This window comes from Paraburkholderia sp. J10-1 (genome assembly GCF_905220165.1).
In the GTDB taxonomy this organism is placed as follows: domain Bacteria; phylum Pseudomonadota; class Gammaproteobacteria; order Burkholderiales; family Burkholderiaceae; genus Paraburkholderia.
Map to the genome: position 1 here is coordinate 341270 of NZ_CAJMYW010000003.1, position 25161 is coordinate 366430.

A 25161-nucleotide genomic window follows, 5' to 3' on the forward strand; every position below is an offset into this window, starting at 1 on the left:
GCTGTGCAGCGATTCCCACCCCACAAAAAAAACGGCGGCGCCGGGGCAAACCCGGCACCGCCGAAAATACTGCTTTCGGAGCGTGAAAAGACTTAGAAGCGGTGAACGATACCGATCGCGCCCGCAACCTGGCTGCGCGACGAGGACGGCGCGCTGTTCTGGCCGTCGCCGATGTCGGCCGTCGCGTTGATGATGCTGCTTGCGCCGGTCGCGCTAGGCGTGCCGAGCGTCTGGCCACCCGCGCGCTGGTACGCTTCGACGAAGTAGATACCCGTGCGCTTCGAGAGCGTGTAGTACTGCGACATGTTGTACTGTGCGTACGAAGCGGCGCTCTGGATGCCGTTGGCCTTGGTCGCGCGCGTGTACGCGAAACCGGCCGCGAGGTCGAGCACGGTGATCGGCTTGTAGTGCAGCACGACGCCGCCCGTGTTCCAGATCTGCGTGTCGCCGAAGTGCGAATTCACGCCCGGGATGTACTGAACGTTCGAGTAGGCCACCGAAATATCCCACTGCGAGCTGAACTGGTAGCCGGCCGTCACGGCGAGGCGTTGTTGCGTCTGCGCCCACTGGAAGCCGTTGGTGAGCGCCGAAACGCCCGGCTCGCCGGCGCTGTTCGCCGTCGAGTTCGCGTCCCACGGGCCGCCGCCGTTCGCCGCGTTGCTCAGGCGCTCGAAGCCCACTGCGATGCCTGCCGGACCATGCAGATACTGCGCGGCCAGGCTCCACGACTGGCCTGCACCGGTCGCGCCCGCCACACCGCCCAGCGCGTACATGCCGCTCACGGTCAGGCCCGCGATGTTCGGCGACGTATAGACCAGCGAGTTGTTGATGCGATAGATCGTGTCCATCGAGTCGATATCGCCCGGGTGCGCGCCGTATGCGCCGGTCAGCCACGTGGTCGGGCTGTACGGCGAGAGCAGCGTGTAGTACGGCGCGTACTGGCGGCCAGCCGTCAGCGTGCCGTAGTTGGCGTTCGCGACACCGATCCACGAAGCGCGGCTGAACATCAGACCCGAGGTCGATTGCGCACCGGTTGCCGAGTTGTAGCCCTCTTCGAGCTGGAAGATCGCGCGCGTGCCGCCGCCCAGATCTTCGCTACCCTTGAAGCCGAAACGCGAGCCGGCCCACACGCCCTGCACCATCTTGACAACGGAAGCGCCGCCGGCGTTGCTGCCGAGCTTCGCCGAGCTGCTCTGATAACCAATACCGGTATCGACGATACCGTACAGCGTGACGCTGCTTTGCGCGTGTGCGCCCAGCGCCGCGAGTCCAAGCGCGGAAGCGAGGATAGTTTTTTTCATCGGTAGTCCTATCTTTAGTCGTTGTGGTTTGATACTCGTTAAAACCCTGGTTGCTACATTGCCTCCTGTCCGGCAGGGAGCGCGACACCCCTGAAGCGCTCCTTGCCGAAGGTGTCTCCTTAGTGAATCTCGGGTTCGCCGCCCGCGCTGGCGCACGCGCCGCCCACGCCGTCACGCTGCATGAAGTCGAATTCGCAGCCGTTGTTGGCCTGCATCACGTGCATCTGGTACATCGCGCCATAGCCGCGCTTGAAGCGCGGTTCCGGCGCGACCCACGCGGCCTTGCGGCGCGCCATCTCTTCGTCGGAGATCAGCACGTTCAGGCGGCGCTCCGGCACGTTCAGCTCGATCAGGTCGCCGTCCTGCACGAGTGCGAGCGGACCGCCGATAAACGACTCCGGCGCCACGTGCAGCACGCACGCGCCGTAGCTCGTGCCGCTCATGCGGGCGTCGGAAATACGCAACATGTCGCGCACGCCCTTCTGCAGAATCTTTTGCGGAATCGGCAGCTGGCCCCACTCGGGCATGCCCGGCGCGCCCACCGGACCCGCGTGCTGGAGCACGATCACGCTGTTCTCGTCGCAGTCGAGATCTTCGCTGTCGATACGCGCGGCCATGTCGTTGTAGTCCTTGAACACGACCGCCTTGCCCGTATGCACGTGCAGGTGCTTTTCCGCTGCGCCCGGCTTGATCACCGCGCCGTCCGGCGCGAGGTTGCCGCGCAGCACGGCGAGACCCGTATCCGGCATGAGCGGCTTCGCACGGCGATAAATCACCTCTTCGCTGTAGATTTCGGCGTCGGCAATGTTCTCGCCGAGCGTCTTGCCGTTCACGGTCATCTGCGTGCCGTCGATCAGGTCGCCCAGTTCCTTGAGCATCGCGCGCAGGCCGCCAGCGTAGTAGAAGTCCTCCATGAGGTACTTGCCGGTCGGGCGGATATTCGCGAGCACCGGCGTGTGGCGTGCGATTTCGTCGTACTGCGCGAGCGTGAGATCGACACCGGCGCGGCGCGCGAGCGCGATCATGTGCACGATCGCGTTGGTCGAACCCGAGAGCGCGAGACACGTGGTCACGGCGTTATCGACCGACTTGCGCGTGATGATGTCCGAAGGCTTCAGGTCTTCCCACACCATTTCGACGATACGCATGCCCGTTTTCGCGGACATCTGCGCATGGCGCGAGTCCGGCGCGGGGATCGAGGCGAAGCCAGGCAGCGTGAAGCCGAGCGCTTCCGCGGCGCTCGTCATCGTCGACGCCGTGCCCATCGTCATGCAGTGGCCCGGCGAGCGTGCGATGCCGCCTTCCACGCCCTTCCAGTCTTCTTCCGTGATCTTGCCCGCGCGCAGGTCGGCCCAGTACTTCCAGGTGTCCGAGCCCGAGCCGAGCGTCACGCCGTTCCAGTTGCCGTTGAGCATCGGGCCCGCGGGCAGGAAGATCGTGGGCAGGTCCATCGAGATCGCGCCCATCAGCAGTGCGGGCGTGGTCTTGTCGCAGCCGCCCATCAGCACGACGCCGTCGGCCGGGTACGAGCGGATCGTCTCTTCCGCTTCCATGGCGAGGAAGTTGCGGTAGAGCATCGTGGTGGGCTTCTGGAACGGCTCGGAGAGCGTTTGCACCGGCAGCTCGATCGGGAAACCGCCCGCTTGCCAGATGCCGCGCTTGACCTCTTCCACGCGCTGCTTGAAGTGCGTATGGCAAGGGTTGATCTCGCTCCACGTATTGAGGATCGCGATCACCGGTTTGCCCGCGTACTCTTCGCGGCTGTAGCCCATCTGCGCGGTGCGCGAGCGGTGGCCGAACGACCGCAGGTCGTTCACGCCATACCAGCGGTGGCTGCGCAGTTCTTCGGGGGTCTTTCGCTTCTTGCTCATCTTGCGTTGCTCCAGGTGTTTCCAGTAAAGCCGCCGGCACTGGCCTAGCGTTGCTCCTTCACGCGCGACACGAGCTGTGTCGGGCTGACGAACTGCAGGGCGACCAGCACCCACGCAAGCGTGATGGCCATATAGATCATCGCCATGGCGTCGATGGATTGCGGCGCACGCACGCCCGTCGAAAAGACGGCGTAGTACAGCGCAACCACCAGCGTTTGCGTGTCGGGTCCGGCGGTAAAGAAAGTGAGTTCAAACATGCCGATCGTGCGCACGAGCACGAGCAGCCCCGCCGCCAGCATCCCGGGCACGAGAAGCGGCAGCAATACATAACGGAAATAGCGCAGCGTGTTTGCGCCGAAAATGCGCGCGGCCGATTCCAGATTCGGATCGATCTGCTCGATGAACGGCGTCATCACGAGGATCACGAACGGCAGCGCGGGCACCAGGTTCGCGAGGATCACGCCGGGCAGCGTGCCCGCGAGGCCGACCTGGTACATGGCGGTCGCCATCGGAATGCCGTACGTGACGGGCGGCACCATGAGCGGCAGCAGGAACACGAGCATGGCCATGCGCTTGCCGGGAAACTGCGCGCGTGCCAAAGCGTACGCGGCGGGCACGCCCAGCGCGATGGAGAGCAGCACGACCGAGCCCACCACTTCGAACGTCACCCACAGCACGCTCGAAAGCTGGAAGTCGCGCCACGCCTGTGCATACCAGTGCAGCGTGAAGCCTTGCGGCAACGGCGTGCCGAACCAGCGCGTGGCGATCGAGTTCACGCCCACGGTGGCGATGAGCAGCACCACGTTGAGCAGGAAGAACACCACGCCGCCCCAGATGAACACTTTCCAGAGCACATCGGGCAGGCGCGAAGCGGGCTTTGCCGGCGCGGCATTGGCGGCGGGCGTGGCACGTTCCTCGCCCACCTGCGCACCCGAACCGAGGCCGGCCGCGTTACGTTGATGTGCGGTCATCAGCCTTTCCCTCCACTCACCGGGCCCGAGTAGAAGAAGCGCTTCGCGCTCAACATCGCAGCCACGACGACCAGCTGCACGAAGCCCATCACGATCGCGATGGTCGAGGCGAGCGAGTAGTCATAGCTCTCGAACGCCGCTTCGGAAGCCGCGATGGAGATCACGCGCGTGGGGCCAGCGGGCGCACCGAGCAGCACCGCCGAAGGGAACACCGAATACGCCTGCACGAACGAAAGGCACGCGGCCATCGTGAGACCGGGCGCGAGCAGCGGCAAATAGATCTGGCGGAACTGCTGCCACGGGCCTGCGCCGAGCGTTGCCGCCGCGCGCGCGAGCGTCGGGTCGATGCCGGTGACGTACGAAAGCGTGAGCAAAAACGCGAACGGGAAACCCGAAACGATCAGCGAGATCAACACGCCCCAGTAGTTGTGCGTGAGGCGGATCTCTTCGCTCGTGTACAGATGCAGCGCGTGCAGCGCCTGCGGGAACCAGCCGTTCGGGCCGAAGTAGCTGAGCATGCCGTCGGCGATCAGCACCGTGCCGAGCGTGACGGGAATCACGAGCAGCGTGGTCACGAGCTTCTGGTACGGCGACTTGCGGCGCAGCGCAAAGGCCACCGGCAGCGAGAGCCCGACGTTGATGAGGGTCGCGGGCACCGCCAGCTTGAGCGTGACGAATACCGTGGGCCACAGCGCGAGGTCGTGAATGAACTGCAGATAATTCGCGAACATGCCGCCGCCGTTCATCGGCTTGAACGACAGCACGAGACCGTAGGCGAACGGATAGAGGAACATCGCGATGATGAAGCCGAGCGCAGGCGTGATGAGCCAGCCGCGCGAATCGCGCGGCGCCCGGGTCAAAGACGCAATGAGCGTGCTCACGACGCACGCTCCGCATAGGCCAGCACGTGCGAAGGCGCAACGCGCAGCGTGGCGCGCTCGCCCGCTGCGAATTCGCCTTCCACGCGCGCCCACAACTTGCCGAACGGCGCGTTGGCGAGCAGCAGCGAATCGCGGCCGCCGTACTCGACCATTTCCACTTCCACCTCGAACGCGTTGGCGTCGCCCGCGTTCGCGCGCTCGAAATCTTCGGGACGCATGGCCACCGAGATCTCGCCGCCGTTCAGTTCGCCCATCGGCACGCCAGTGAGCGTGATGCCCGACGACGACATCGCGATATGGTCGCCCTGCTCGCCCGTAATCGCAAACGGCAGCACGTTGCGAAAGCCCATGAAGCGCGCCACATGCAGATTCGACGGGCGGCTATAGACTTCCTTCGGCGTCGCCACCTGCTGCACGGCGCCCTCTTTCATCACGACGATGCGGTCCGCCATCGAAAGCGCTTCGTCCTGATCGTGCGTCACGTAGATGGTGGCGCGTTCGAGCTGGCCGTGAATGCGGCGGATTTCCGCGCGCATTTCAATGCGCAGCTTGGTGTCGAGGTTCGAGAGCGGCTCGTCCATGAGCACGAGCGGCGGCTCGATGACGATGGCGCGGGCAATCGCCACGCGCTGCTGCTGGCCGCCCGAAAGCTGGCCGGGCAGCTTGTTTTCATGACCGACGAGCTGCACGAGCTGCAGTGCCTCGCGCGCGCGGCGCTTTGCCTCTTCGCGCGGCACGCCCTGCATCTTCAGGCCGAAGCCGACGTTTTCCAGCACCGTCATGTGCGGGAACAGCGCGTAGTTCTGGAACACCATGCCGAAGCCGCGCTTCTCGGGCGGCAGCACGTCGATACGCAGGTCGTCCAGCCAGATGCTGCCGCTCGTCAGCGGTTGCAGGCCTGCAATGCAATTGAGCGCCGTGGATTTCCCGCAGCCCGAAGGGCCGAGCAGCGCGATGAATTCGCCGCGGCGAATGTCGAGGTCGAGATCACGCAGCGCGGCGAGCTGCGTCCCCTCCGCGTTGGTGAAGCTACGGCATACCGAGTCGAGGCGCAGACGATCGAAAGAATGCTTCATGACACGTTCCTGACCAACAAGACTATGAGATCAACCTGCGTGAGCAGGGATCGAGAACGGCGCTCGCCCGGCGAAGCCACACAAGCACCGTCCGTCCATTGCTGAGTCTTCCTCTTCCTTCCTCTCGTTACTGCGACTTCTGCGAACCGACTTCGCGGTCCCATTTCTGGAATGCCGCGACCATGGCCTGGGCAGAAAGCGGCTGGACATGCGGATAAGCCGTGAGCCACTTCGCGTATTCGGGGCGGCCGTACTTCGCGATCACGTCCTGGCTTTCCTTCGGCGCCATTTGCAACGTGACGTCCTTCACCGCGGGGCCCGGGTAGAAGTAGCCGTCGTCATACGTCATGGCCTGCTGCTGCGGCTCGAGCATGAAGTTCATGAGCTTGAGCAGCACCGCGAGCTTCTCCTTCGACACGCCCTTCGGCACGACCATGAAGTGGGCGTCGTTCACCCACGTCATGTTGTTGAACGCCTGCACCTTGAAGTCGGCCGGCACGATGCCGAGCGCGCGCGGGTTGATGTCCCAGCCCGTCACGGTCACCGTCATGTCGCGTGTGCCCTCGCCCAGTTCCTTCATCACCGCTGAGGTGCCGCCCGGGTAGTAGGGCACACACGAGTTCAATTCCTTCAGGAACGCCCAGGTCTTGTCCCAGCCGTTGATCGGGTCTTGCGGGTTCTTGTCGCCGAGCAGGTACGGCAGGCCCATCAGGAACGTGCGGCCCGGGCCCGAGTTGGCCGGACGCGCATAGATCAGCTTGCCGGGGTTCGCCTTGCACCACGCCAGCAGTTCCTGCGGCGTTTGCGGCGGCTTGGCGACCTTGGCCGGGTTGTACTCGATCAACGGACCGGCCGGCATGTACGACACTTCGAGGCCATAGCCTTGCGCGAGATCCTGCATCTTGCGCGGGCCCGGCGCGTACTTGTCGAGCACGCCCGGCAGCGCTGCCTGCTGATCCGGCAGCAGCTTCATCCACAGATTCTGTTCGATGCCGGCGGCGAGCGCGTCGGTGCCCGTCAGCACGAGATCGATGTCGGCGCGGCCGGCGGCCTGCATTGCCTTGATCTTGCCAGGCAACTGCGGCGCGGGCGCGTTGGTGTAAGTGATATTGGAGACGAGGTTCGGGTTCTTCGCCTTGAACGCTTCGAAGGCCTTCTGCGTGAGCTGCAGGTTACCGGCCACGTCGACAATGTTCAGGGAAACGGGATCGGCCTTGGCTGCGCTCATGCCGAGCGCCGTGGCGGCCGCCACACACACGGCCAGCACGCTGGCCTTCAAGCGTCCATCGAACATCGCATCTCCTCACACTTGTTATGGAATTTGTTCTAACGCGGCCATTTTTGTATTGCCCAAGCCGGACACAGGATGCCGAACCACGCACCAAGTTGTCAAGCAACGTCAGGCTCTTTGTGAGACTACTGTGAGCCTCTTGTCGGCATCCGTTTGGAGAAAGCGCCTGCAAAGCTTCTGCAGGCGCTTTCCCGACCGCCTTCGCGGGATTACTGCTTCACCAGCTCGCCGTCGCGCAAACGCCACAGCGCGAGCGGATTGTCGTTCTGCAGTGTGACCGGCAGAAGTTCAGCCGGCAGGTCCTGATAGCAGACCGGACGCAGGAAACGCTCGATCGCCATCGCGCCCACCGAAGTCGTGCGCGCGTCCGAGGTGGCCGGGAACGGGCCGCCGTGAACCATCGCATACGAGACTTCGACACCCGTCGGGAAACCGTTCGCGAGAATGCGGCCGGCCTTGCGCTCGAGAATCGGCATCAGGCGCGCAGCCATTGCGTAGTCGTCGCGGTCGATGTGCAGGGTCGCCGTGAGCTGGCCTTCGAGGTGCTCCGCCACGCGCGCGAGTTCGGCTTCGTCGCGGCATGCCACGACCACCGAGGTCGGCCCGAAGATCTCGTCGGACAACGCGTGCTGCGCCAGGAACTGCTCGGCGCTCACTTTGAAGAGCACCGGCAGCGCGTCGCAATGCGCGTCCGTCTTCGTGCCTTCGGCCAGGTTCTCGATGCCGGGCAATTGCTTACGCGCGGCAACGGCTTCGCCATACGTCGAGGCGATGCCCGCCGTCAGCATGCTTTGCGAGGGCTTCTGCGTGAGCGCGGCGCTTGCCGCCTTCACGAAGCGGTCGAGTTCCGGCGAGTCGATCGCGAGCACGAGGCCCGGGTTCGTGCAGAACTGGCCCACGCCCATCGTGAGCGAATCGATGAAGCCTTGCGCGAGCGCTTCGCCGCGCGCGGCCAGCGCCGCGGGCAGCACGAACATCGGGTTGATGCTGCTCATTTCGGCGTAGACCGGAATCGGCTCCGGGCGCGCAGCCGCGATATGCGAAAGCGCGAGACCGCCGCGGCGCGAACCCGTGAAGCCCACCGCCTTGATGGCCGGATGCGCCACGAGCGTTTCGCCCGCTTCATTGCCGCCGCCGAAGACGAGCGAAAACACGCCTTCGGGCAGACCGACGTCAGCCACGGCCTGCTGGATCGCGCGGCCCACGAGTTCCGAGGTGCCGGGGTGCGCCAGGTGCGCCTTCACGACGACCGGGCAGCCGGCGGCCAGCGCCGAAGCCGTATCGCCGCCCGCCACCGAGAACGCCAGCGGGAAGTTGCTCGCGCCGAAGACGGCCACGGGGCCGACCGGGATGCGATGCGCGCGCAGGTCCGAGCGCGGCAGCGGCTTGCGCTCAGGCAGCGCCGAGTCGAGCACGGCGCCGCACCAGCGACCGTCGCGCACGAGCGACGCGAAAAGACGCAGTTGGCCAACCGTGCGGCCACGCTCGCCTTCCAGGCGCGCCTTGGGCAGCGCCGATTCGAGATGCGCGCGCTCGATCAGCGCGTCGCCGATGCCGAGAATGCGTTCGGCGATCGCTTCGAGCAGGCGCGCACGCGTTTCGTGCGGGGCCGCGCGGAAGGCGTCGAACGCCTGCGCCGCGAGTTCGCAAGCGCGCGCGACTTCGGTCTTACCGCCGAGGCCGAACGACGGCTCGATCTCCTGACCGAGCGCCGGCGCGAAGGCGCGCATCTCGCCCGCCTCGCCGCGCACCGCTTGCGCGCCCAGCAGCATTGCTCCAGTAATCTGCATGTTCGCTCCGTTCAATTGCTTTTCGCCGCCGCTTACGCGTTGGCCGTCTGGGCCGAAGCGGCCAGCTTCTGCTCGAATGCGAGCAGCGCCTTGGCAGCCTCGCCGATCGCCGGCAGTGCTTCAGCAGGCGACTGCGAGAGCAGCGGCAGGATCGGACCCATGTCGGCGATGCCCGAGAGCGTCACGGCGTCATGCAGCACGCGGATCAGCGAGATGTCGTCGCGCAGCGTTTCGAGCGGCATGAAGGCATCGTAGAGGCGTTGCGCTTCTTCCGCACGGCCTTCCTTCGCGGCCTTCAAGAGCGCCATGATGGTGTTCGAAGCGATACAGCCCGAGCCCGTGGTCCAGGCGGCCAGACCGAAGTCGCGCACGTGAACGAGCGCCGGGCGCTCGCCCATGCCCGAGACGACCTTCGAAGCCGGCACGCTTTGCAGCAGGCGGCGCAGATACGGGTCGTTCGCCGGGTCCTTGCGCACGATGGCGTACTTGACGGCGATGAGCGTGCCGCGGTCGATCAGGCGCACGAGCGTGTCCACGTCGACATAGTCTTCGCTCTTGATATAGAGCGTGAGCGGAATGCCTGCGGTGTCGGCGATGCGCGTGAGGCCCGCTTCCACGCCTGCGGGCGTGGTGAAGCCGGACAACGGCAGCACCATGGCCGTCTTGTACGACGTTTGCGCGAGGATGCGCGCCTGGTCGAGCATCTTGCCGTAGTCGGGACCGATGGCCGGGATCACGCGCGTTTCGGGCGCGGTGAGGTCGGCGAGCATGTCAAGCAACTCACGGAATTCGCTCACGGCGACGTGGTACAGGTTCGCATTGCCGCCGTACAGCAGCGTGCGAATGCCGCCCGCTTCCATATGGCGGATCAGCTTGCCGTTCTGTTCAACGTCGAGGGAGAAGTCGGGGCGGCGTGCGAGCGGCGGCACTGCCATCACAGTCGAGGCGAATTCGCTCTCGACAATCGGGGACACGTTCATGAGGCCTCGTGCTGGGATGGAGGGTTGTCAATACCGTGCACAGTAGCATCGGCCCGCCTTAGTTGTCAAACAACTTGTTGCATTTGTTAGGGTTTGTTCGGAGAGCCCCGTTGCAGGGCCCGCCCCGCCCCTGCGCGGCCGGTACAGGCCCCGTAAAGGAATATTGTAGAATCGCGTCCCAATCGTGGAACCGGTTCCATTTAACATCTGCGTTCCTTGGCCGTCGCGGTGGCATGTCGCGCGCAGCGGGCAAGATCGCTACGCGGACACGATCGAATCACGCCGCGCCGAACTCATACAGAATCCCACAATGTCTGAATCTCCTCTCACGACACGCCGCGGCTTCCTACGCACGGCAGCGGTGCTCGTGCCGGCCAGCGCCCTGGCGGGCTGCGAGGGCGGCAAAGCGCCGTCGGGCGCAACCGCCACGGCGGGCAGCGCCGCCTCTGCGCCGAACGCAGCGCCTCAAGCCGGGCAGGCCGCCGCCTACAAGCCGCGCTTCTTCGACGCGCGCGAGTGGGCCTTTGTCGAAGCCGCCGCAGACCGCCTGATTCCCGCCGATTCCGAAGGCCCCGGCGCGCTGGAAGCGGGCGTGCCCGAATTCATCGACCGGCAGATGGACACGCCCTACGCGCACGGCGCGCTCTGGTACCTGCAGGGGCCGTTCCAGCAAGGCGTGCCCGAACTCGGCTACCAGTTGAAGCTCGTGCCGCGCGACATCTACCGGCTCGGCATCCAGGCCGTGAACGCGTACTGCACGAAGGCGTACGGCAAGGACTTCGACGCGCTCGACGCCAGCACGCGCGACAGCGTGCTCGGCGCGCTCGAAGCGGGCAAGGTCGAACTGGACGGCGTGCCGGCCTCCGTGTTCTTCGGCCAGTTGCTGCAGAACACGCGCGAAGGCTACTTCTGCGACCCGATCCACGGCGGCAACCGCGACATGGCCGCGTGGAAGATGATCGGTTTCCCCGGCGCGCGCGCCGACTTCATGGATTTCGTCAACCAGAACGGCAAGCCTTACCCGTACGGCCCGGTCTCGATCAACGGAGAGCGTACGTAAATGGCGATCAAGAAACCTCACGTCGATGCCGTGGTTGTCGGCTTCGGCTGGACCGGCGCGATCCTCTCGAAGGAACTGACGGAAGCGGGCCTCACCGTGGTCGCGCTCGAGCGCGGCGAGTATCGCGACACCTACCCGGACGGCGCGTACCCCAACACCATCGACGAACTCACGTACAACATCCGCAAGAAGCTCTTCCTCGACCTTTCGAAGACCACCGTCTCGATCCGCCACGGTGTGAACGACACCGCGCTGCCCTACCGCCAGCTCGCCGCGTTCCTGCCTGGCGAAGGCGTGGGCGGCGCGGGCCTGCACTGGTCGGGCGTGCATTTCCGCATCACGCCCGAAGAGCTGCGCCTGAAGAGCCACTACGAGGAGCGCTACGGCAAGAAGTTCATCCCCGAAGGCATGACGATCCAGGACTACGGCGTGAGCTACGACGAACTGGAGCCGCACTTCGACTTCGCGGAGAAGGTATTCGGCACCTCGGGCCAGGCGTACAAGGTCAAAGGCAATGTGGTTGGCGACGGCAACGTGTTCGAAGCCGCACGCAGCGACAACTTTCCGTTGCCCGCGCAACTGAATACGTATTCGGCGCAGCGCTTCTTCGACGCGTCGAAGTCCCTCGGTCTGCATCCGTACCGGTTGCCTTCGGCCAACACGTCGGGGCCGTACACGAACCCGTATGGCGTGCAGATGGGCCCGTGCAACTTCTGCGGCTATTGCAGCGGTTACGCGTGCTACATGTATTCGAAGGCTTCGCCGAATCTCAACATTCTGCCCGCGCTCAAGCAGGAAAAGCACTTCGAATTGCGCTCGAAGTGCCACGTGTTGCGCGTGGAACTCGACGGCACGAAAAAGCGCGCCACCGGCGTGACCTACATCGATCCGGCAGGCCAGGAAGTGTTCCAACCCGCCGACCTCGTGATCGTCTCGGCGTTCCAGTATCACAACGTACACCTGCTGCTGCTCTCGGGCATCGGCAAGCCTTATGACCCGGTCTCGGGCGAGGGCGTGGTGGGCCGCAACTTCGCGTACCAGAACCTCTCGACCATCACGGCGTTCTTCGACAAGGACACGTGGACGAATCCGTTCATCGGCGCGGGCGGCAACGGCGTGGCCGTGGACGACTTCAATGCCGACAACTTCGACCACGGGCCGCTCGGTTTCGTGGGCGGCTCGCCGCTGTGGGTGAACCAGGCGGGCGTGAAGCCGATCAGCGGCATCGCCACGCCCGCGGGCACACCGAACTGGGGCGCCGGGTGGAAGAAGGCAGTGAAGGACCACTACGCGCACACCATTTCGATGGATGCGCACGGCTCCAACATGTCCTACCGCGACGTGTACCTCGACCTCGACCCGACCTATCGCGACGCGTACGGCCAGCCGCTGTTGCGCATGACCTTCGACTGGAAGGACAACGACATCAAGATGGCGCAGTACGTGACGGGCCAGATGCAAAAGATTGCCGAGGCGATGGGCCCGAAGGCCATCAACGTGTACACGCGCGAATTCGGCGCGCACTTCGACTCGCGCCGCTACCAGACCACCCACCTCGTGGGCGGGGCCGTGATGGGCAACGACCCCAACACCAGCGTCATCAACCGTTATCTGCAGAGCTGGGACGTGCACAACGTGTTCGTGATGGGCGCCTCCGCGTTCCCGCAGGGGATCGGCTACAACCCGACCGGCCTCGTCGCCGCCCTCGCCTACTGGAGCGCGAAAGCCATTCGCAACCAGTATCTGAAGAACCCCGGTCCGCTGGTGAGCGTGTGAAGAGCCGCATGAAGAAGAATCTTTTCTCCGCGCGGGCGAACGTTGCACGCGCAATGGTATCGGGTGCGGCTGTCGCGGCGTTCGCATCATTCGCGGCGCACGCGGCCGAACTGCCGAACGCTGCGCTCGTCGCGCATGGCGAATACCTCGCACGCGCCGGCGACTGCATTGCCTGCCACACCGCACAGGGCGGGAAGCCGTTCGCGGGCGGCCTGAAGTTCGACACGCCCATCGGGGCGATCTACTCGACCAACATCACGCCCGACGCGAACACCGGCATCGGCAAGTGGCGCTACGACGACTTCGCCAAAGCCGTGCGCGAAGGCGTGCGGCCGAACGGCGAGACGCTTTACCCCGCGATGCCCTACCCCTCGTACGCACGCCTGAGCGACGACGACATGAAAGCGCTGTACGCGTACTTCATGCGTGGCGTCGGGCCCGTACACGTGCAGAACCGCGCCGTGGACATTCCCTGGCCGCTCTCGATGCGCTGGCCGCTCGGCGCCTGGCGCATGCTGTTCGCACCGAAGGTGCAGGCGTTCGACGGCGCGCACTACAACGATGCGATCGTCGCGCGCGGCGCGTATCTCGTGCAGGGCCTCGGCCACTGCGGCGCGTGCCACACGCCGCGCGCAAGCACGATGCAGGAACTCGCGCTCACCGATCTTGAAGGCGACGACTTCCTCGCAGGCGGCGGCCCGATCGACGGCTGGGTGCCTTCGAGCCTGCGCGGCAACCCGCGCACGGGCTTAGGCAGCTGGAGCGAGGACGACATCGTGCAGCTCCTCAAGTCCGGGCGCAATCTGCATACCGCCGCGTTCGGCGGCATGACCGACGTGGTTCAGCACAGCATGCAGCACATGAACGACGCGGACCTGCTCGCCATCGCGCGCTACCTGAAGACGCTGCCCACGAGCGACCCGAAGGAGACGTCGTACGCCTACGATCCCGCCGCCGCGAACAAGCTGCAAAACGGCGATGCGAGCGCACGCGGCGCGGCGGTCTATCGCGACAACTGCATGGCCTGCCACCGCAGCGACGGACGCGGCTACACGCGCGTGTTCCCGGCACTCGGCGGCAACCCGGTCGTGCAGGGTAAGGACCCCACTTCGCTGATTCACGTGCTGCTCGCAGGCAGCGCGCTCGAAGGCACGAAATCCGCGCCCTCGTCGTTCACGATGCCGCCGTTCGGCTGGCGTCTGTCCGACCAGGAAGTGGCCGACGTGTCCACCTTCGTGCGCACGAGCTGGGGCAACGCCGGCGCGCCAGTGAGCGCCGAAGACGTCGCGAAGGTCCGCAAGACCGTCACCGTGAGCACGCCGGAATCACCGCCCGGCGCAACGCTCAAGCGCTAACGCACTTAGCGCCGCCCCTTTTCCTCCCCCGCGTTTCGCGCTTGCGGTCTCGTCTACGAGGCCGCGAGCGCGTGCGCGCATAACCAGAAAATCGCTCACGAGGCGATCTATAGACGTTGAAACAACAAATGATGAGAAAACACCTGCTCGCCGCACCAGTCTTGTTCTCGCTGGCCGGCGTCGCGCTGGCGCAAGGTTCGGTCACGCTCTATGGCATTGCCGACGCCGGCATCACGTATCGCAGCAACGAGCGTACGGGCACCACGGGCGCGTACACGGGCCATTCGAACGTGGCGCTCTCCACCGGCAATCTCTCGGGCAGCCGCTGGGGCATCAAGGGCAAGGAGGATCTGGGCAACGGGCTCGCGGCCATCTTCCTGCTCGAAGACGGCTTCGACATCACGAACGGCACCTCGGGCCAAAGCGGGCGCCTGTTCGGCCGCCAGGCCTTCGTGGGGCTCGCGGACCAGCGCTACGGCTCGCTCACCATGGGCCGCCAGTACACCTCGCTCGACGACTTCGTCGGGCCGGTCGCGCCCGTGAACTTCATCGGCGGATTCGGCGCGCATCCGGGCGACATCGACGACCTCGACCAGACCACGCGCGTGGACAACTCGATCAAGTACACGAGCGCGAATTATGCGGGCTTCACGTTCGGCGCGCTGTACGGATTTGGCGGCCAGCCTGGCAGCATGAAGCGCAAGAACACGTGGAGCGTGGGCGCGGGCTATGCGAACGGACCGCTGCGCATGGGCGTGGGCTATGAGCGCTCGGACAACAGCAAGACCGGCCTCGACGACCCCACCTACGGCAAGTGGCAGGGCACGTACGACGGCACCTTCAACTCGTCAATCAACGAAGGCTATGCGAGCGCGCAATCGCAGCAGGTCGTGGCGGCAGGCGCGACGTGGGACTTCGGCCCGGCCGTGGTCGGCGTGAACTACAGCAACGTGCAGTACCGCTCGGGCGCGAATTCGCTGTTCTCGGGCAACGCGATCTTCAATATCGCGGGTATTTTCACGCAGTGGAACGTGCAGCCGCGCACCCATTTGTTCGCGGGCTACAGCTACACCCGTGGCAGCGCCGTGGAAGGCGTGGATGAGGACGCGCAGTACCACAACGTTTCGGTAGGCGCGACTTACGATCTTTCGACGCGCTCGACGGTGTATCTGCTCGCGGGCTACCAGCATGCATCGGGCATGACGCTCGACGCCGCCGGCAATCCGGTCGCGGCGACGGCTTCGGTGTCCGACAAGGGCAACGGTCACTCGTCGGCCACGCAGTCGCAAGCCATCGTGAGCGTGGGCTTGCGTCAGAAGTTCTAAGCAAACTTCGACTTCGTTGCCGATGCAACGAAGCTGCGGGCGCTCATGGCGTGAGCGCCCGCTTTTTTTCAGCGGCGCTGCCGTTCAGTGCAGCACCTCGGGCCGGTCCAGCAGGCCGTAGAACTCGTCGATCGTCACGGTAGGCGCGAACTGCGAAAGCGTGGCGGCGATCACATCGTCGCAAATTGCCGATCCTGCCGCCGATTCGAACTGAACCCCGGCCGCGGCGGCCTGGCTTTCGGCCAGTTCGAGGGCGATCGACAGGATGAAGCGTGCGTCGGTCTGGGTGAGTAGGGTTTTCATGCATGCTCTAACGGCGCACGCGCGGGGAATCTTTAGGGTTTTGTGGGGTTTCGTGAGGTCTGGTAATGGTTGCGCGCGCCCCTATGCTTAACGCGTACGCGCCACGAACTGCCCGGGACTCGTGCCCGTCAATCGTCGGAACATTGCAATGAAAGCCGACGACGTGGCGTACCCCAAATCCAGCGCCACGGCCTCGACGCTGCGCCCCGCGTGCAGCATGGGCAGCGCGTTCACGAGCCGGATGCGCTGGCGCCACTCCGTCAACGACATGCCCAGCTCGTTTTGCGCGCGGCGCATGAGCGTGCGCTCGCTCATGTGAAATGCATCGGCCAGCTCGGCGAGCGAGCGATTGTCGGCAGGATTCTGGCGCAGCACCTGGAGGATCGCGTTGAGATCGGCGTCGTCGGTATGCGGCACGAAGCTGCCCGTGGTCGCGCAGGTCGACAGCTGATCCACGAGCACGCGCAACAGACGCGCGCGCGGCGCTTCCCCCTCTTCTTCCGCCGGCGTCACGCGCAGATGTTCGAGGATCGCGCGCACGAGCGGCGACACCATGACCGCGCAACTCGTTGCCGGCATGCGCGTGCACAGGTCGCGGCTGATGTACACCGAGCAATGCACCGTCTCCTGCTCGTTGAAGCCCACGTGTTCCGTGCCCGGCGCGATCCAGAGCCCGAGATGCGGCGGCGTGATGTAGTGCTCGTCGCCCGCCTTCACCTCGGTCGTGCCGCTGAACGCGTAGACGAACTCGCCCCACGGGTGGCACATCTGCGGATAAGTGGCGTGCGAAGGCATGTGCTCCATGCGGAAGAACACCGGCGTGGGCAGCACGTCGGTAAAGGGCGGCAGGCGCAGATGGCGCGCCGGGCGCGCACGGTCAGGCACTTTAGGCATGTTCGGCATGGCGGTCTGGGGCTATCGATTGTCAGTTTTGCGCTATATGCGCGCATCCCGACGCATCAATACTACGCCCACTGCCAACAAACTTCAGCCGAATCCTTCAAGTCAGCGAGTCCGCAATGAGAAAGCAAGTCGACGCAACGGCCGTGGCCATCATGGTGGCGCTATGCCTCGCATGGGGTCTGCAGCAGGCCGCGATCAAGGCGGTGGCCGGGGACATCCCGCCCATGCTGCAGATCGGGCTGCGCTCGGGCGTGGCGGCGGCGCTCGTGTGGCTCTTCAACCGGCTCGTTTCGCGCGAGCGCTGGCTGCCGGGCGTCGCGCGCGGCGCCGGGCTCGTCACGGGTGGCCTGTTCGCGATCGAATTCGTGTTCGTGGCGATGGGCCTGCGCTGGACCAATGCCTCGCACATGGCCGTGTTTCTCTATACCGCGCCGATGTTCGCAGCCATCGGCCTGCATGTGCGCCTGCCAGACGAACGCCTCGCGCGGCTGCAATGGGTCGGCATTGCGATCGCCTTCGCGGGCATCGCCATCACGTTCCTCGGGCCCGCGCTGCTGGGCGACGGCACACCGGGCTCGCCGTTGTGGCTGCTCGGCGACTTCATGGGCCTGTGCGCGGGCGCGGCGTGGGGGCTCACCACCGTTGTCGTGCGCACGAGCCGCCTGAGCGAGGCCCCCGCCACGCAAACGCTCTTCTATCAACTGGCGGGCGCTTTCGTCGTGCTGATGCCGTTCGCGTTTCTGACCGGCCAGGCGCATTTTCGGGGCACGCCGCTCGCCTTGGCCTCCCTCGCGTTCCAGACGCTGCTCGTCTCGTTCGTCAGCTATCTCGTGTGGTTCTGGCTGCTGCGCCGCTATCTGGCCGCGCGCCTCGGCATTCTCTCGTTCATGACGCCGCTGTTCGGCGTGGCGTTCGGCGTCGTGCTGCTGCACGAGCGCGTGGAGCCCGCGTTCCTCTTTGGCTCGGCGCTCGTGCTGGTGGGTCTGCTGGTGGTGAACGCGCAAAGCTGGGTCCGCCAGGCATTCGGCCGCCGCGCCGCCAACGCGCGCGGCGCGCAGGCTTCCTGAGCGGAAGTCGTTCACTACGCCACCGCGTCGCCGCGCTTGCCCATCGGCAGTTCGCGCACGACCACATACTCCGGATCGCGCTGCTGGCGCGCGAAGATCCCAAGAATCTCGCGCCACGCTGGCCACAGTCCCGCGTAGGGCTTCGGCATTTGCGAAGCTACCGCAGCATGAAAACCGGGCAGCGCGTGAAACGGCACGCTCGGAAACATGTGATGCTCGATGTGATAGTTCATGTTCCAGTAGAGAAAGCGCACCACGGGATTGAGCAGCACCGTGCGGCTCGACACGCGGTGATCGAGCACATTCTCCTTGAGCCCCGTGTGCTGCGTGAGCGCGCACAGCTCATGCAGCCAGGTGCCATAGGCACGCGAAACGAACAGGAACAGGATCGGCAGCCAGCTATGCGCGAGCAGCGCCCACGCGAACACGGCCACGTAGCACGCGAGCAGCACGCGTGAATTCGCGCACATCTTGCGGTACTCGGCTGGCGGCACCACGTCCTTCGCGCCCTTCGTCACGATGCCGAAGCTGTGCAGCACGATCGCGCCGAGAAACTGGATGCCATGCGAAATGCGCAAGAAATCCGTCACGAGCTTCACGTAGCTGAGCGGCCGCTTGAACGCCAGTTCGGGGTCCTGATAAGGTTCGGCGGTCAGATGCGTGAAGGTGTGGTGCCGCGCATGCAGCCAGCGGCTGTACACCTGTTCGCGCCACGACATGAAGCAGATGATCCAGTAGGCGGTCTCGTTCATCCAGCGCGTCTTGAACGCGGTCCCGTGCCCCAGCTCGTGCGCGGCGGCCTCGCTGAACGCGAACACCGTGCCGTACAGGAAGAAAGCGGGAATTGCCCAGGCCGTGCCGAGCGAATACCACGCGAGCACGCCAGTCGCCACGACGAGCGCGAGGAAGCCGCCCACCTGCATCAGCCCCCGCGCGTTGGTGCGAGTGGAAAATGCCTTGAGACGCTTGCGGTCGATTTCCACCCGGTACCACGCATTCATGTCGATGTTCATTTGCCGTGCTCCGCGCGAGAGGTTGTCTCTTTCATGCCTGCCTTCACCGGTACGAACCCGCGTACTTCTGCACGGGCGCAAGGTTGTCTCGCGTAACGAAGCTCGGACCGGAACTCACCGTCGAGCCGGTATAAACCGGCTTGAGGTCGTACTTCGCGAGACGCGCCGCCACCTTCTTGTCGTCCTTGAGCGCGGCGACGATATGGGCCGGGTCAGTGGTCTTGTCGCGCACCGCGATCGCCATCGCCGCCACCGAGAGATAACCCTGAAGATAGGGCTGCTGATCGATTGCGAACTGGATCTGCCCTGCCTGAACGGCCTTGAGGATATCCGGCGAAAGATCGAACGTCGCGACATAGAGCTTGCCGGCCTTGCCCGCGTCGGTCACGCCGCGCAGCACGCCCGCTGCCTGATCGGGGCCGAGCGCGAGAATCGCCTGGGTGTTCGGATGCGAGCGCAGATACGCGGCCACCTTGCTCTCGATGACGGTCGGGTCTTCGCCGCTATCCATCGTGGACTTCTTGTAGTCGGCGCCGATGGCGTCGGCAAAACCCTTGCAGCGGTCCCACAGCGCCTGGATGTCCGCACCGTGATTCACACACAGAAAGTCGTGAATGCCGGCAGCTTTCGCGCGCTCGCCCGCGGCTTTGCCCGCTTCGTATTCGGGCTGGCCGATGTGCAGGATCGCACCGAGCTTCATGCCCGCTTCCGGGCCGCCGTTGATCGTGATGACCGGAATATGCTTCGCCTTCACACCCGCGAGGCCTTTCTGGATCATCTCCTGATTCGGCACCGTGGTGATGACGCCCGCGTAGTTGCGCGCCGAGGCCTGTTCGAGAATGCGGACCATGTCGCCGGTGTCGCCCGTGGGCGGATTGCGGTAATCGACCGGCACGCCGAAGTCTTCACTCGCGTCGCGCATGCCGTTTTTCACGGTGTTCCACCACACGTTCGAATCCGAGCCGTGACTCACCATCACGAAGCGCTCGTCGGCATGCGCCGCATTCGCCGCGAATCCGCTACAGAGCGCCATTGCCGCGAGCGCGGCCGCGCACATGCGGCCCACGCGAAATCTCGTCATGTTCATGGGGTGTCTCCAGTTTGTGTCGTGTCGATGTCCGCGCGGACAGCCCGTTTGGATGGTTAAAATGTAGTTGAATGAATTTCCGCTCTCAAACGGATTCTTGAGGAGAATTCCTCAGAATCACTTGTCTACTGGAAAGCACGGAAAGCGCGCATGAACACGAGACGCAAACCCACGATGGAAGACGTCGCGAAGGCCTCGGGCGTGAGCTATTCCACGGTCGAGCGCGTGTTGAACGGGCGCGGCGGCGTGGCGCGCGACAAGGAAGCGCGCGTGCTCGAATGGGCGCGCAAGCTCAAGATGGATCGCGCGCTGGACGAAGTGTCCGTGCGCTGGCTGCGCGTTGCCATCGTCACGCAGCAGCCCGATTCGCCCTACTACGTCGCCTTGCGGCACGGCTTCGAGCTTGCGCAGAAGTCGTTCGAAACCTACCGCGTGATGTGTCAGCTCACGTTTTTCGACGACCTCGAACCGAAGTCGCTCGCGCGCGTAATCGAGCGCGCCGCGCAGAAGGCCGACGCCATGATCGTCGTCGCTTATGAGCATCCCGTGGTCGTGGATGCGCTCACGCGCGTGGCGCGCAAGATGCCGCTCGTCACCCTTGCGAGCGATCTGCCCGACACGGGCCGCCTTGCTTATGTGGGCATCGACAACCGCTGCGCGGGGCGCACGGCGGGCGAATTGATGGGCCGCTTTCTCGGCGAGACGGGCGGCCAGGTCCTGGTGATCGCGGGCCTGCGCACCTACCTGGGGCACGAGGAACGCGACGGCGCCTTCCGCTCGGTGCTGCGCAGCCGCTTTCCGGCTTGCGAAGTTGTCACCACGGTAGAAAGCCGCGAAGACGCCGCCTCGACCGAACGCCTCACGCGCGACGCCTTCAAGAAATACCCGGCATTACGCGGCATCTACAATCTTTCGGTTGGCGACGAAGGCATTGCGCGTGCGCTCAAGGCGCTCAAGCGCGAGCACGCAACGACCCTGATCGGCCACGAACTCACGACTATCAGCCGTGCGCTGCTCGCCGAAGGCGTGATGGACGCGGTGCTCGATCAAAGCCCGTTCGTCGAGGCCGTACGCGCCGTCGAGGTGATTCTCGCCCACTACAACCGCGGCGCCGCCGCGAGCTTGCCGCTCCAAACGCCGATGTCGATTTATCTGCAGGCGAATTTACCGCCAGCAACGGCGTAATGCGCGATTCAAGCGCAAAGCGGTGACGGCATCGCCCCGCAAGCTTCGGCTTTCTGAGGTAAAGTCGCTCGGGTTCCGACTCACAGCGAATCCAACGCCGATGGAAAACCACTCCACTTTCACGCCGGTAGCGCTCGAACACGCGAGCCGCCTCATCAACCACGGCCCCACGGTGCTCGTCACCAGCAGCGACGGCAAGCGCCACAACGTCATGGCCGCCGCGTGGTCGATGCCCGTGGAATTCACGCCGCCGCGCATTGCCATTGTGATCGACAAGCGCACGTTCACGCGCGAACTGATCCATGCGAGCGGCACGTTCGGCGTGATCATTCCGGGCGCCGCCGCCATCGATCTGACCTATGCCGTGGGCAGTGTGAGCGGCCGCGAGACCGACAAGTTCGAGCGCTTCAAGATCGCCGCCATTACCGGCCCGAAGCTCGGCTTGCCTTTGCTCGAAACGGGCTGCTCCGCGTGGATGGAATGCCGCCTGATTCCCGAGCGGCACACGGAAGACGCCTACGACACGTGCTTCGCCGAAGTGGTTTCAGCCGCAGCCGATCCGCGCGCCTTCCGCAATGGCCACTGGGAACTCGACAGCAGCAACGCGGACCTGCACACGATCCACCATCTGGGCGCCGGCAATTTCGTGCGCGCGAGCGACACGATCAAGGCGCGCGAACTCGCGTAAGCGCGCAAGCGTCGTCAAGCCGATTCGAGCTCGCGCCCACGTGTTTCAGGCAGCGTGAGCGCGGCCACGATCAGCACGCCATAGGCCGCGATCGCGAAGATGCCGATGCTCGGCCCAAGACCGAACTGCTTGGCGAGGGCGCCGATCAGAAACGGAAACAGCGCGCCGATTGCACGGCCCACGTTGTAACAGAAGCCCTGCCCCGAGCCCCGCACGCGCGTGGGAAAGAGTTCGGTGAGAAACGCGCCCATGCCCGAGAAAATGCCCGACGCGAAGAAGCCGAGTGGAAAGCCGAGCCACAGCATCGAGGCATTCGTGAGCGGCAACGAGGTGTAGGCGAACGCAATGACCATTGAGCCCGCCGCAAAGAGGATGAAGTTCGGCTTGCGGCCGATCCGGTCGGTGAGCCAGGCGCTCGAGAGATACCCCACGTATGACCCTGCGATGATCATCGCGAGATAGCCGCCCGTGCCCATCACCGTGAGATGGCGCTCGGTCTTGAGAAACGTGGGCAGCCAGGTGGTGATGGCGTAATAGCCGCCTTGCGCCCCCGTTGCGAGCAGCGCCGCGCGCAAGGTGGTCCAGCGCAGCTTCGGTGCGAAGATTTCCGTGAAGCGCGGCGCGTCGCCCGCTTCGGCCTGTGCCGCCTTGGCGCTCCGGAATACTTCGGGTTCCTTCACATACCGGCGAATCACGAGCACGAGCAGCGCCGGAACGAGACCCACGAGGAACAGCGAGCGCCACGCCAGTTCGGCCGGCAAAACCGAGAACAGGACCGCATAGAGCAGCGCGGCGAGCCCCCAGCCGAGCGCCCAGCCCGCTTGCACGAGGCCCACGGCCTTGCCGCGATCCTTCGCGCGGATCACCTCGCCGATCAGCACGGCGCCCGCGGTCCATTCGCCGCCAAAACCGAAGCCCATCAACGCACGCGCGGCCAGCAACTGCCCGTAGTTCTGCGCGAGGCCGCACAGGCCCGTGAAGACCGCGAACCATAGCACCGTGAGTTGCAGCGTGCGCACGCGGCCAATGCGGTCGGAGAGGATGCCCGCGAGCCAGCCGCCAAGCGCCGACGAAAGCAGCGTGAGCGTGCCGATGAAGCCCGCATTGCCAAGGCTGATGCCCCAACTCGCGACCAGCGTGGGAATCACGAACGAGAGCATTTGCGTATCCATGCCGTCGAGCATGTAGCCGACCTTGCAGCTCCAGAACGCCTGACGCGCCTGCGGCGAAGCGTGCGCGTACCAGGAACGCTCCTGCGCTGAAGATAGCGCCGAGTCAGCGGCAGGCGACGCGAGTGTCTTGCTGTCCATCTGTTGCTCCTTTTGATAGACGTGCTGATGAATACGGGCGCGGCTGGCTCAGAACACCGCTAGCGATGCGTTGGTGATGTCGGTCATGAGCATGTGGCCCGGCGCGTGCGCAATCGCGAGCGGCAGCTTCGCGTCCATCAACGCCGTTTGCGGCGTCACGCCGCAGGCCCAGTACACCGGCAGTTCACCCGCGCGGATCGTGACCGCGTCGCCGAACTCGGGCCGCGCGAGGTCCGCAATGCCCAGCTCCGCCGCATCGCCGATATGCACCGGCGCGCCGTGCACGCCTGGAAAGCGGCTCGTGATCTGCACCGCGCGTATGGCGTCGGCGCCGCGCATGGGACGCATCGAGACAACGAGATCGCCGCCGAACACGCCCGCGCGCTGGTTTGCGCGGCGCGTGCGGTACATCGGCACATTGCGGCCCTCTTCCACGTGACGCAAAGGAATGCCTTCGAGCGCGAGCATGTGCTCGAACGAGAACGAGCAGCCAATGGCGAACACGACGAAATCGTCCTGCCAGAGCGCTTCGAGCGAATCCACGCGTTCGCTCAGTTCGCCATGGCGATACACGTTGTACGCCGGCACGTCGGTGCGGATATCGATATCGCGGCCGAGCACCGGCACACGGAAATCGCCGGGCGCGCCCACGCCAAGCAACGGACACGCCTTCGGATTCGCATGACAAAAGCGCAGAAAGTCGTGCGCGTACGGCTCGGGCAGGATCGCAAGATTGGCCTGCGCGTACTCGCCGCAATGTCCGGCCGTGGGGCCGCGAAAGTCGCGTGTGCGTACAGCAAGCCGGAATTCGTAGGGGGTCATGGCTTCGGGGCGTGACTGGCGTGACTGGATTAGGCCGAAGCATAGAAAAGACAAAATATTGACGCCAACTAGTTTTTCTTCAGTCGGACGAATAGAATTTCTTAACGGAATCGCGGGTTTTCCCGAGGTTTCATCGTTACTCTCGCCCACGCGCGCCATGAATACGCGATTCCTCGAAACCTTCGTCACGCTCGCGAAGCTGCGCAGCTTTCGCACCACGGCCACGGCGCTGCACGCCACGCCCGCCGCCATTTCGCAGCGTCTCAAGGCGCTCGAAGACGAACTGCACACCGTGCTCGTCGATCGCGAGAGCCGCGAATTCCGCCTCACGCCCAATGGCGAACATCTGCTCGGCTACGCGAAAGCGGTGGTCGAGGCGACGCGCCAGTTGCAGGCCGCAGCGTCCACCGAAGGCACCATGCGGGGCAAGCTGCGCCTCGGCGTGATCGAAACGGTGGTGCATAGCTGGCTCGCCGATTACATGCGCCGGCTCAGCCAGGACTATCCGCAACTCGAAGTGGAGCTTGCTGTGGATGTGAGCGTCGTGTTGCAGCGGCGTCTCATGGCGGGCGAGCTCGACCTCATCATTCGCGTGGAGGGCAGCGACGAGGCCTCGGTGGTGTGCGACGCGCTCGCCAACTACCCCGTGCACTGGATCGCACGCGCGGGCCTCTTTCCGCCCTCGCGCAGCTCGCTCGCGCGGCGCGTGCTACAGCATCCAATCCTGACCTTCGGCCGCGGAACGGCGCCGCATCGCGCACTCGAAGACATCGTGAGCAAGCTCGCGCTCGCGAACGGGGTGAACATCTCCGACACACGCATTACCGGGTCGCCCTCGATCTCGGTGATCGTGCAGCTCGTGCGCGACGGCTTCGGTGTCGCCGCCATTCCGCGCCTCTTCGTCGACGATCTCATTGCACGCGGCGAGGTGGTCGAATTGCCGCTGCAGCCATCGCCGCCTTCGATCGTCGTCTCGATGTCGCGGCGCACCGACGCGCCGCTATTCGTGCACGGCGCGGCGAACGCCGCGCGTGCGGCGTGTCACGACTATTGCGCGCACAGCGAAAAGCGGCTGATCGAGCGGCTTTGAGTCGCGCGCCCTGGCG

22 protein-coding genes are annotated in these 25161 nt (G+C 65.0%); 8 read left to right on the plus strand and 14 right to left on the minus strand.

Annotation, left to right across the window (positions count from 1 at the left end; translation table 11 throughout):
- Nucleotides 1–92: 92 nt before the first annotated feature.
- The 8 genes from U5A65_RS14185 to U5A65_RS14220 all read right to left on the minus strand — a co-directional run bounded on the left by U5A65_RS14185 (nucleotide 93) and on the right by U5A65_RS14220 (nucleotide 10161).
- A complete protein-coding gene (locus U5A65_RS14185; protein WP_321910740.1) occupies nucleotides 93–1301 on the minus strand; it encodes a porin in 1209 nt (402 codons plus the stop codon).
- 119 nt (nucleotides 1302–1420) lie between these two features.
- Complete coding sequence (gene araD, locus U5A65_RS14190) at nucleotides 1421–3172, minus strand: L-arabinonate dehydratase (RefSeq protein WP_158759603.1); 1752 nt, start codon at nucleotides 3170–3172, stop codon at nucleotides 1421–1423.
- Nucleotides 3173–3216: 44 nt separating this feature from the next.
- The gene (locus U5A65_RS14195; RefSeq protein ID WP_321910738.1) at nucleotides 3217–4143 is read right to left on the minus strand and encodes an ABC transporter permease; all 927 of its coding nucleotides are present in this window, start codon (nucleotides 4141–4143) and stop codon (nucleotides 3217–3219) included.
- A complete protein-coding gene (locus tag U5A65_RS14200; RefSeq protein WP_321910736.1) occupies nucleotides 4143–5024 on the minus strand; it encodes a sugar ABC transporter permease in 882 nt (293 codons plus the stop codon). Before U5A65_RS14200 ends, U5A65_RS14195 begins: the two co-directional genes overlap by 1 nt.
- Nucleotides 5021–6100 carry an ABC transporter ATP-binding protein gene (locus U5A65_RS14205; protein WP_321935667.1) on the minus strand — a complete coding sequence of 360 codons (1080 nt, stop codon included), beginning with the start codon at nucleotides 6098–6100 and terminating at the stop codon, nucleotides 5021–5023. The genes U5A65_RS14200 and U5A65_RS14205 overlap by 4 nt, the downstream gene beginning before the upstream one ends.
- Before the next feature lie 127 nt (nucleotides 6101–6227).
- Nucleotides 6228–7328 carry an ABC transporter substrate-binding protein gene (locus U5A65_RS14210; protein ID WP_233886549.1) on the minus strand — a complete coding sequence of 367 codons (1101 nt, stop codon included), beginning with the start codon at nucleotides 7326–7328 and terminating at the stop codon, nucleotides 6228–6230.
- A gap of 272 nt (nucleotides 7329–7600) precedes the next feature.
- On the minus strand, nucleotides 7601–9181 hold the full coding sequence (locus U5A65_RS14215) for an aldehyde dehydrogenase (NADP(+)) (RefSeq protein ID WP_321946631.1): 1581 nt from the start codon (nucleotides 9179–9181) through the stop codon (nucleotides 7601–7603).
- A gap of 32 nt (nucleotides 9182–9213) precedes the next feature.
- Nucleotides 9214–10161, minus strand: coding sequence for a dihydrodipicolinate synthase family protein (locus U5A65_RS14220; protein WP_321946632.1), 948 nt, complete (start codon nucleotides 10159–10161; stop codon nucleotides 9214–9216).
- A gap of 310 nt (nucleotides 10162–10471) precedes the next feature.
- Between U5A65_RS14220 and U5A65_RS14225 the strand changes: the two genes are divergently transcribed.
- The 4 genes from U5A65_RS14225 to U5A65_RS14240 all read left to right on the plus strand — a co-directional run bounded on the left by U5A65_RS14225 (nucleotide 10472) and on the right by U5A65_RS14240 (nucleotide 15677).
- Nucleotides 10472–11221, plus strand: a complete 750-nt coding sequence (locus tag U5A65_RS14225) for a gluconate 2-dehydrogenase subunit 3 family protein (protein WP_321910731.1) — start codon at nucleotides 10472–10474, stop codon at nucleotides 11219–11221.
- Nucleotides 11222–12997 carry a GMC family oxidoreductase gene (locus tag U5A65_RS14230; RefSeq protein ID WP_321935671.1) on the plus strand — a complete coding sequence of 592 codons (1776 nt, stop codon included), beginning with the start codon at nucleotides 11222–11224 and terminating at the stop codon, nucleotides 12995–12997.
- An 8-nt stretch (nucleotides 12998–13005) separates the two neighbouring features.
- Nucleotides 13006–14352, plus strand: a complete 1347-nt coding sequence (locus U5A65_RS14235; protein WP_415764853.1) for a c-type cytochrome — start codon at nucleotides 13006–13008, stop codon at nucleotides 14350–14352.
- A gap of 131 nt (nucleotides 14353–14483) precedes the next feature.
- Entirely contained in the window at nucleotides 14484–15677 is a 1194-nt protein-coding gene (locus U5A65_RS14240; protein ID WP_321946739.1) for a porin, read from the plus strand.
- Between the two features lie 84 nt (nucleotides 15678–15761).
- Here U5A65_RS14240 and U5A65_RS14245 read toward each other — a convergent pair whose 3' ends face one another.
- Nucleotides 15762–15980 carry a hypothetical protein gene (locus tag U5A65_RS14245; protein WP_321910728.1) on the minus strand — a complete coding sequence of 73 codons (219 nt, stop codon included), beginning with the start codon at nucleotides 15978–15980 and terminating at the stop codon, nucleotides 15762–15764.
- Between the two features lie 87 nt (nucleotides 15981–16067).
- Nucleotides 16068–16874: a helix-turn-helix transcriptional regulator gene (locus tag U5A65_RS14250; RefSeq protein WP_321946633.1), complete on the minus strand. Its 807-nt coding sequence runs from the start codon at nucleotides 16872–16874 to the stop codon at nucleotides 16068–16070.
- A 125-nt stretch (nucleotides 16875–16999) separates the two neighbouring features.
- On the opposite strand from U5A65_RS14250, the gene U5A65_RS14255 reads away from it, so the two are divergent.
- Entirely contained in the window at nucleotides 17000–17950 is a 951-nt protein-coding gene (locus U5A65_RS14255) for a DMT family transporter (protein WP_321910726.1), read from the plus strand.
- A gap of 14 nt (nucleotides 17951–17964) precedes the next feature.
- Here the strand turns inward: U5A65_RS14255 and U5A65_RS14260 are convergent, their stop codons facing one another.
- Both U5A65_RS14260 and U5A65_RS14265 read right to left on the minus strand, forming a co-directional pair.
- A complete protein-coding gene (locus U5A65_RS14260) occupies nucleotides 17965–18963 on the minus strand; it encodes a fatty acid desaturase (protein WP_321946634.1) in 999 nt (332 codons plus the stop codon).
- Between the two features lie 43 nt (nucleotides 18964–19006).
- A complete protein-coding gene (locus tag U5A65_RS14265; RefSeq protein ID WP_415764918.1) occupies nucleotides 19007–20044 on the minus strand; it encodes a sugar ABC transporter substrate-binding protein in 1038 nt (345 codons plus the stop codon).
- A 156-nt stretch (nucleotides 20045–20200) separates the two neighbouring features.
- On the opposite strand from U5A65_RS14265, the gene U5A65_RS14270 reads away from it, so the two are divergent.
- Together U5A65_RS14270 and U5A65_RS14275 are read left to right on the plus strand one after the other, a co-directional pair.
- Entirely contained in the window at nucleotides 20201–21235 is a 1035-nt protein-coding gene (locus U5A65_RS14270; RefSeq protein WP_321935674.1) for a LacI family DNA-binding transcriptional regulator, read from the plus strand.
- 100 nt (nucleotides 21236–21335) lie between these two features.
- A complete protein-coding gene (locus U5A65_RS14275) occupies nucleotides 21336–21923 on the plus strand; it encodes a flavin reductase family protein (RefSeq protein ID WP_321910721.1) in 588 nt (195 codons plus the stop codon).
- Nucleotides 21924–21937: 14 nt separating this feature from the next.
- On the opposite strand, the gene U5A65_RS14280 is transcribed toward U5A65_RS14275, so the two are convergent.
- Both U5A65_RS14280 and U5A65_RS14285 read right to left on the minus strand, forming a co-directional pair.
- Nucleotides 21938–23233, minus strand: coding sequence for an MFS transporter (locus U5A65_RS14280; protein WP_321910719.1), 1296 nt, complete (start codon nucleotides 23231–23233; stop codon nucleotides 21938–21940).
- A 48-nt stretch (nucleotides 23234–23281) separates the two neighbouring features.
- Nucleotides 23282–24085: a putative hydro-lyase gene (locus U5A65_RS14285; RefSeq protein ID WP_321946740.1), complete on the minus strand. Its 804-nt coding sequence runs from the start codon at nucleotides 24083–24085 to the stop codon at nucleotides 23282–23284.
- Between the two features lie 127 nt (nucleotides 24086–24212).
- Between U5A65_RS14285 and U5A65_RS14290 the strand changes: the two genes are divergently transcribed.
- Nucleotides 24213–25145, plus strand: a complete 933-nt coding sequence (locus U5A65_RS14290) for a LysR family transcriptional regulator (protein ID WP_321910714.1) — start codon at nucleotides 24213–24215, stop codon at nucleotides 25143–25145.
- The last annotated feature ends 16 nt before the right edge of the window (nucleotides 25146–25161 follow it).

Bases quoted from the DNA above. Each gene is read 5' to 3' on its own strand.
- U5A65_RS14185 (WP_321910740.1), bottom strand. From the start codon at position 1,301: ATGAAAAAAACTATCCTCGCTTCCGCGCTTGGACTCGCGGCGCTGGGC.
- araD (WP_158759603.1), bottom strand. From the start codon at position 3,172: ATGAGCAAGAAGCGAAAGACCCCCGAAGAACTGCGCAGCCACCGCTGG.
- U5A65_RS14195 (WP_321910738.1), bottom strand. From the start codon at position 4,143: ATGACCGCACATCAACGTAACGCGGCCGGCCTCGGTTCGGGTGCGCAG.
- U5A65_RS14205 (WP_321935667.1), bottom strand. From the start codon at position 6,100: ATGAAGCATTCTTTCGATCGTCTGCGCCTCGACTCGGTATGCCGTAGC.
- U5A65_RS14210 (WP_233886549.1), bottom strand. From the start codon at position 7,328: ATGAGCGCAGCCAAGGCCGATCCCGTTTCCCTGAACATTGTCGACGTG.
- U5A65_RS14215 (WP_321946631.1), bottom strand. From the start codon at position 9,181: ATGCAGATTACTGGAGCAATGCTGCTGGGCGCGCAAGCGGTGCGCGGC.
- U5A65_RS14220 (WP_321946632.1), bottom strand. From the start codon at position 10,161: ATGAACGTGTCCCCGATTGTCGAGAGCGAATTCGCCTCGACTGTGATG.
- U5A65_RS14225 (WP_321910731.1), top strand. From the start codon at position 10,472: ATGTCTGAATCTCCTCTCACGACACGCCGCGGCTTCCTACGCACGGCA.
- U5A65_RS14230 (WP_321935671.1), top strand. From the start codon at position 11,222: ATGGCGATCAAGAAACCTCACGTCGATGCCGTGGTTGTCGGCTTCGGC.
- U5A65_RS14235 (WP_415764853.1), top strand. From the start codon at position 13,006: ATGAAGAAGAATCTTTTCTCCGCGCGGGCGAACGTTGCACGCGCAATG.
- U5A65_RS14240 (WP_321946739.1), top strand. From the start codon at position 14,484: ATGAGAAAACACCTGCTCGCCGCACCAGTCTTGTTCTCGCTGGCCGGC.
- U5A65_RS14245 (WP_321910728.1), bottom strand. From the start codon at position 15,980: ATGAAAACCCTACTCACCCAGACCGACGCACGCTTCATCCTGTCGATC.
- U5A65_RS14250 (WP_321946633.1), bottom strand. From the start codon at position 16,874: ATGCCTAAAGTGCCTGACCGTGCGCGCCCGGCGCGCCATCTGCGCCTG.
- U5A65_RS14255 (WP_321910726.1), top strand. From the start codon at position 17,000: ATGAGAAAGCAAGTCGACGCAACGGCCGTGGCCATCATGGTGGCGCTA.
- U5A65_RS14260 (WP_321946634.1), bottom strand. From the start codon at position 18,963: ATGAACATCGACATGAATGCGTGGTACCGGGTGGAAATCGACCGCAAG.
- U5A65_RS14265 (WP_415764918.1), bottom strand. From the start codon at position 20,044: ATGACGAGATTTCGCGTGGGCCGCATGTGCGCGGCCGCGCTCGCGGCA.
- U5A65_RS14270 (WP_321935674.1), top strand. From the start codon at position 20,201: ATGAACACGAGACGCAAACCCACGATGGAAGACGTCGCGAAGGCCTCG.
- U5A65_RS14275 (WP_321910721.1), top strand. From the start codon at position 21,336: ATGGAAAACCACTCCACTTTCACGCCGGTAGCGCTCGAACACGCGAGC.
- U5A65_RS14280 (WP_321910719.1), bottom strand. From the start codon at position 23,233: ATGGACAGCAAGACACTCGCGTCGCCTGCCGCTGACTCGGCGCTATCT.
- U5A65_RS14290 (WP_321910714.1), top strand. From the start codon at position 24,213: ATGAATACGCGATTCCTCGAAACCTTCGTCACGCTCGCGAAGCTGCGC.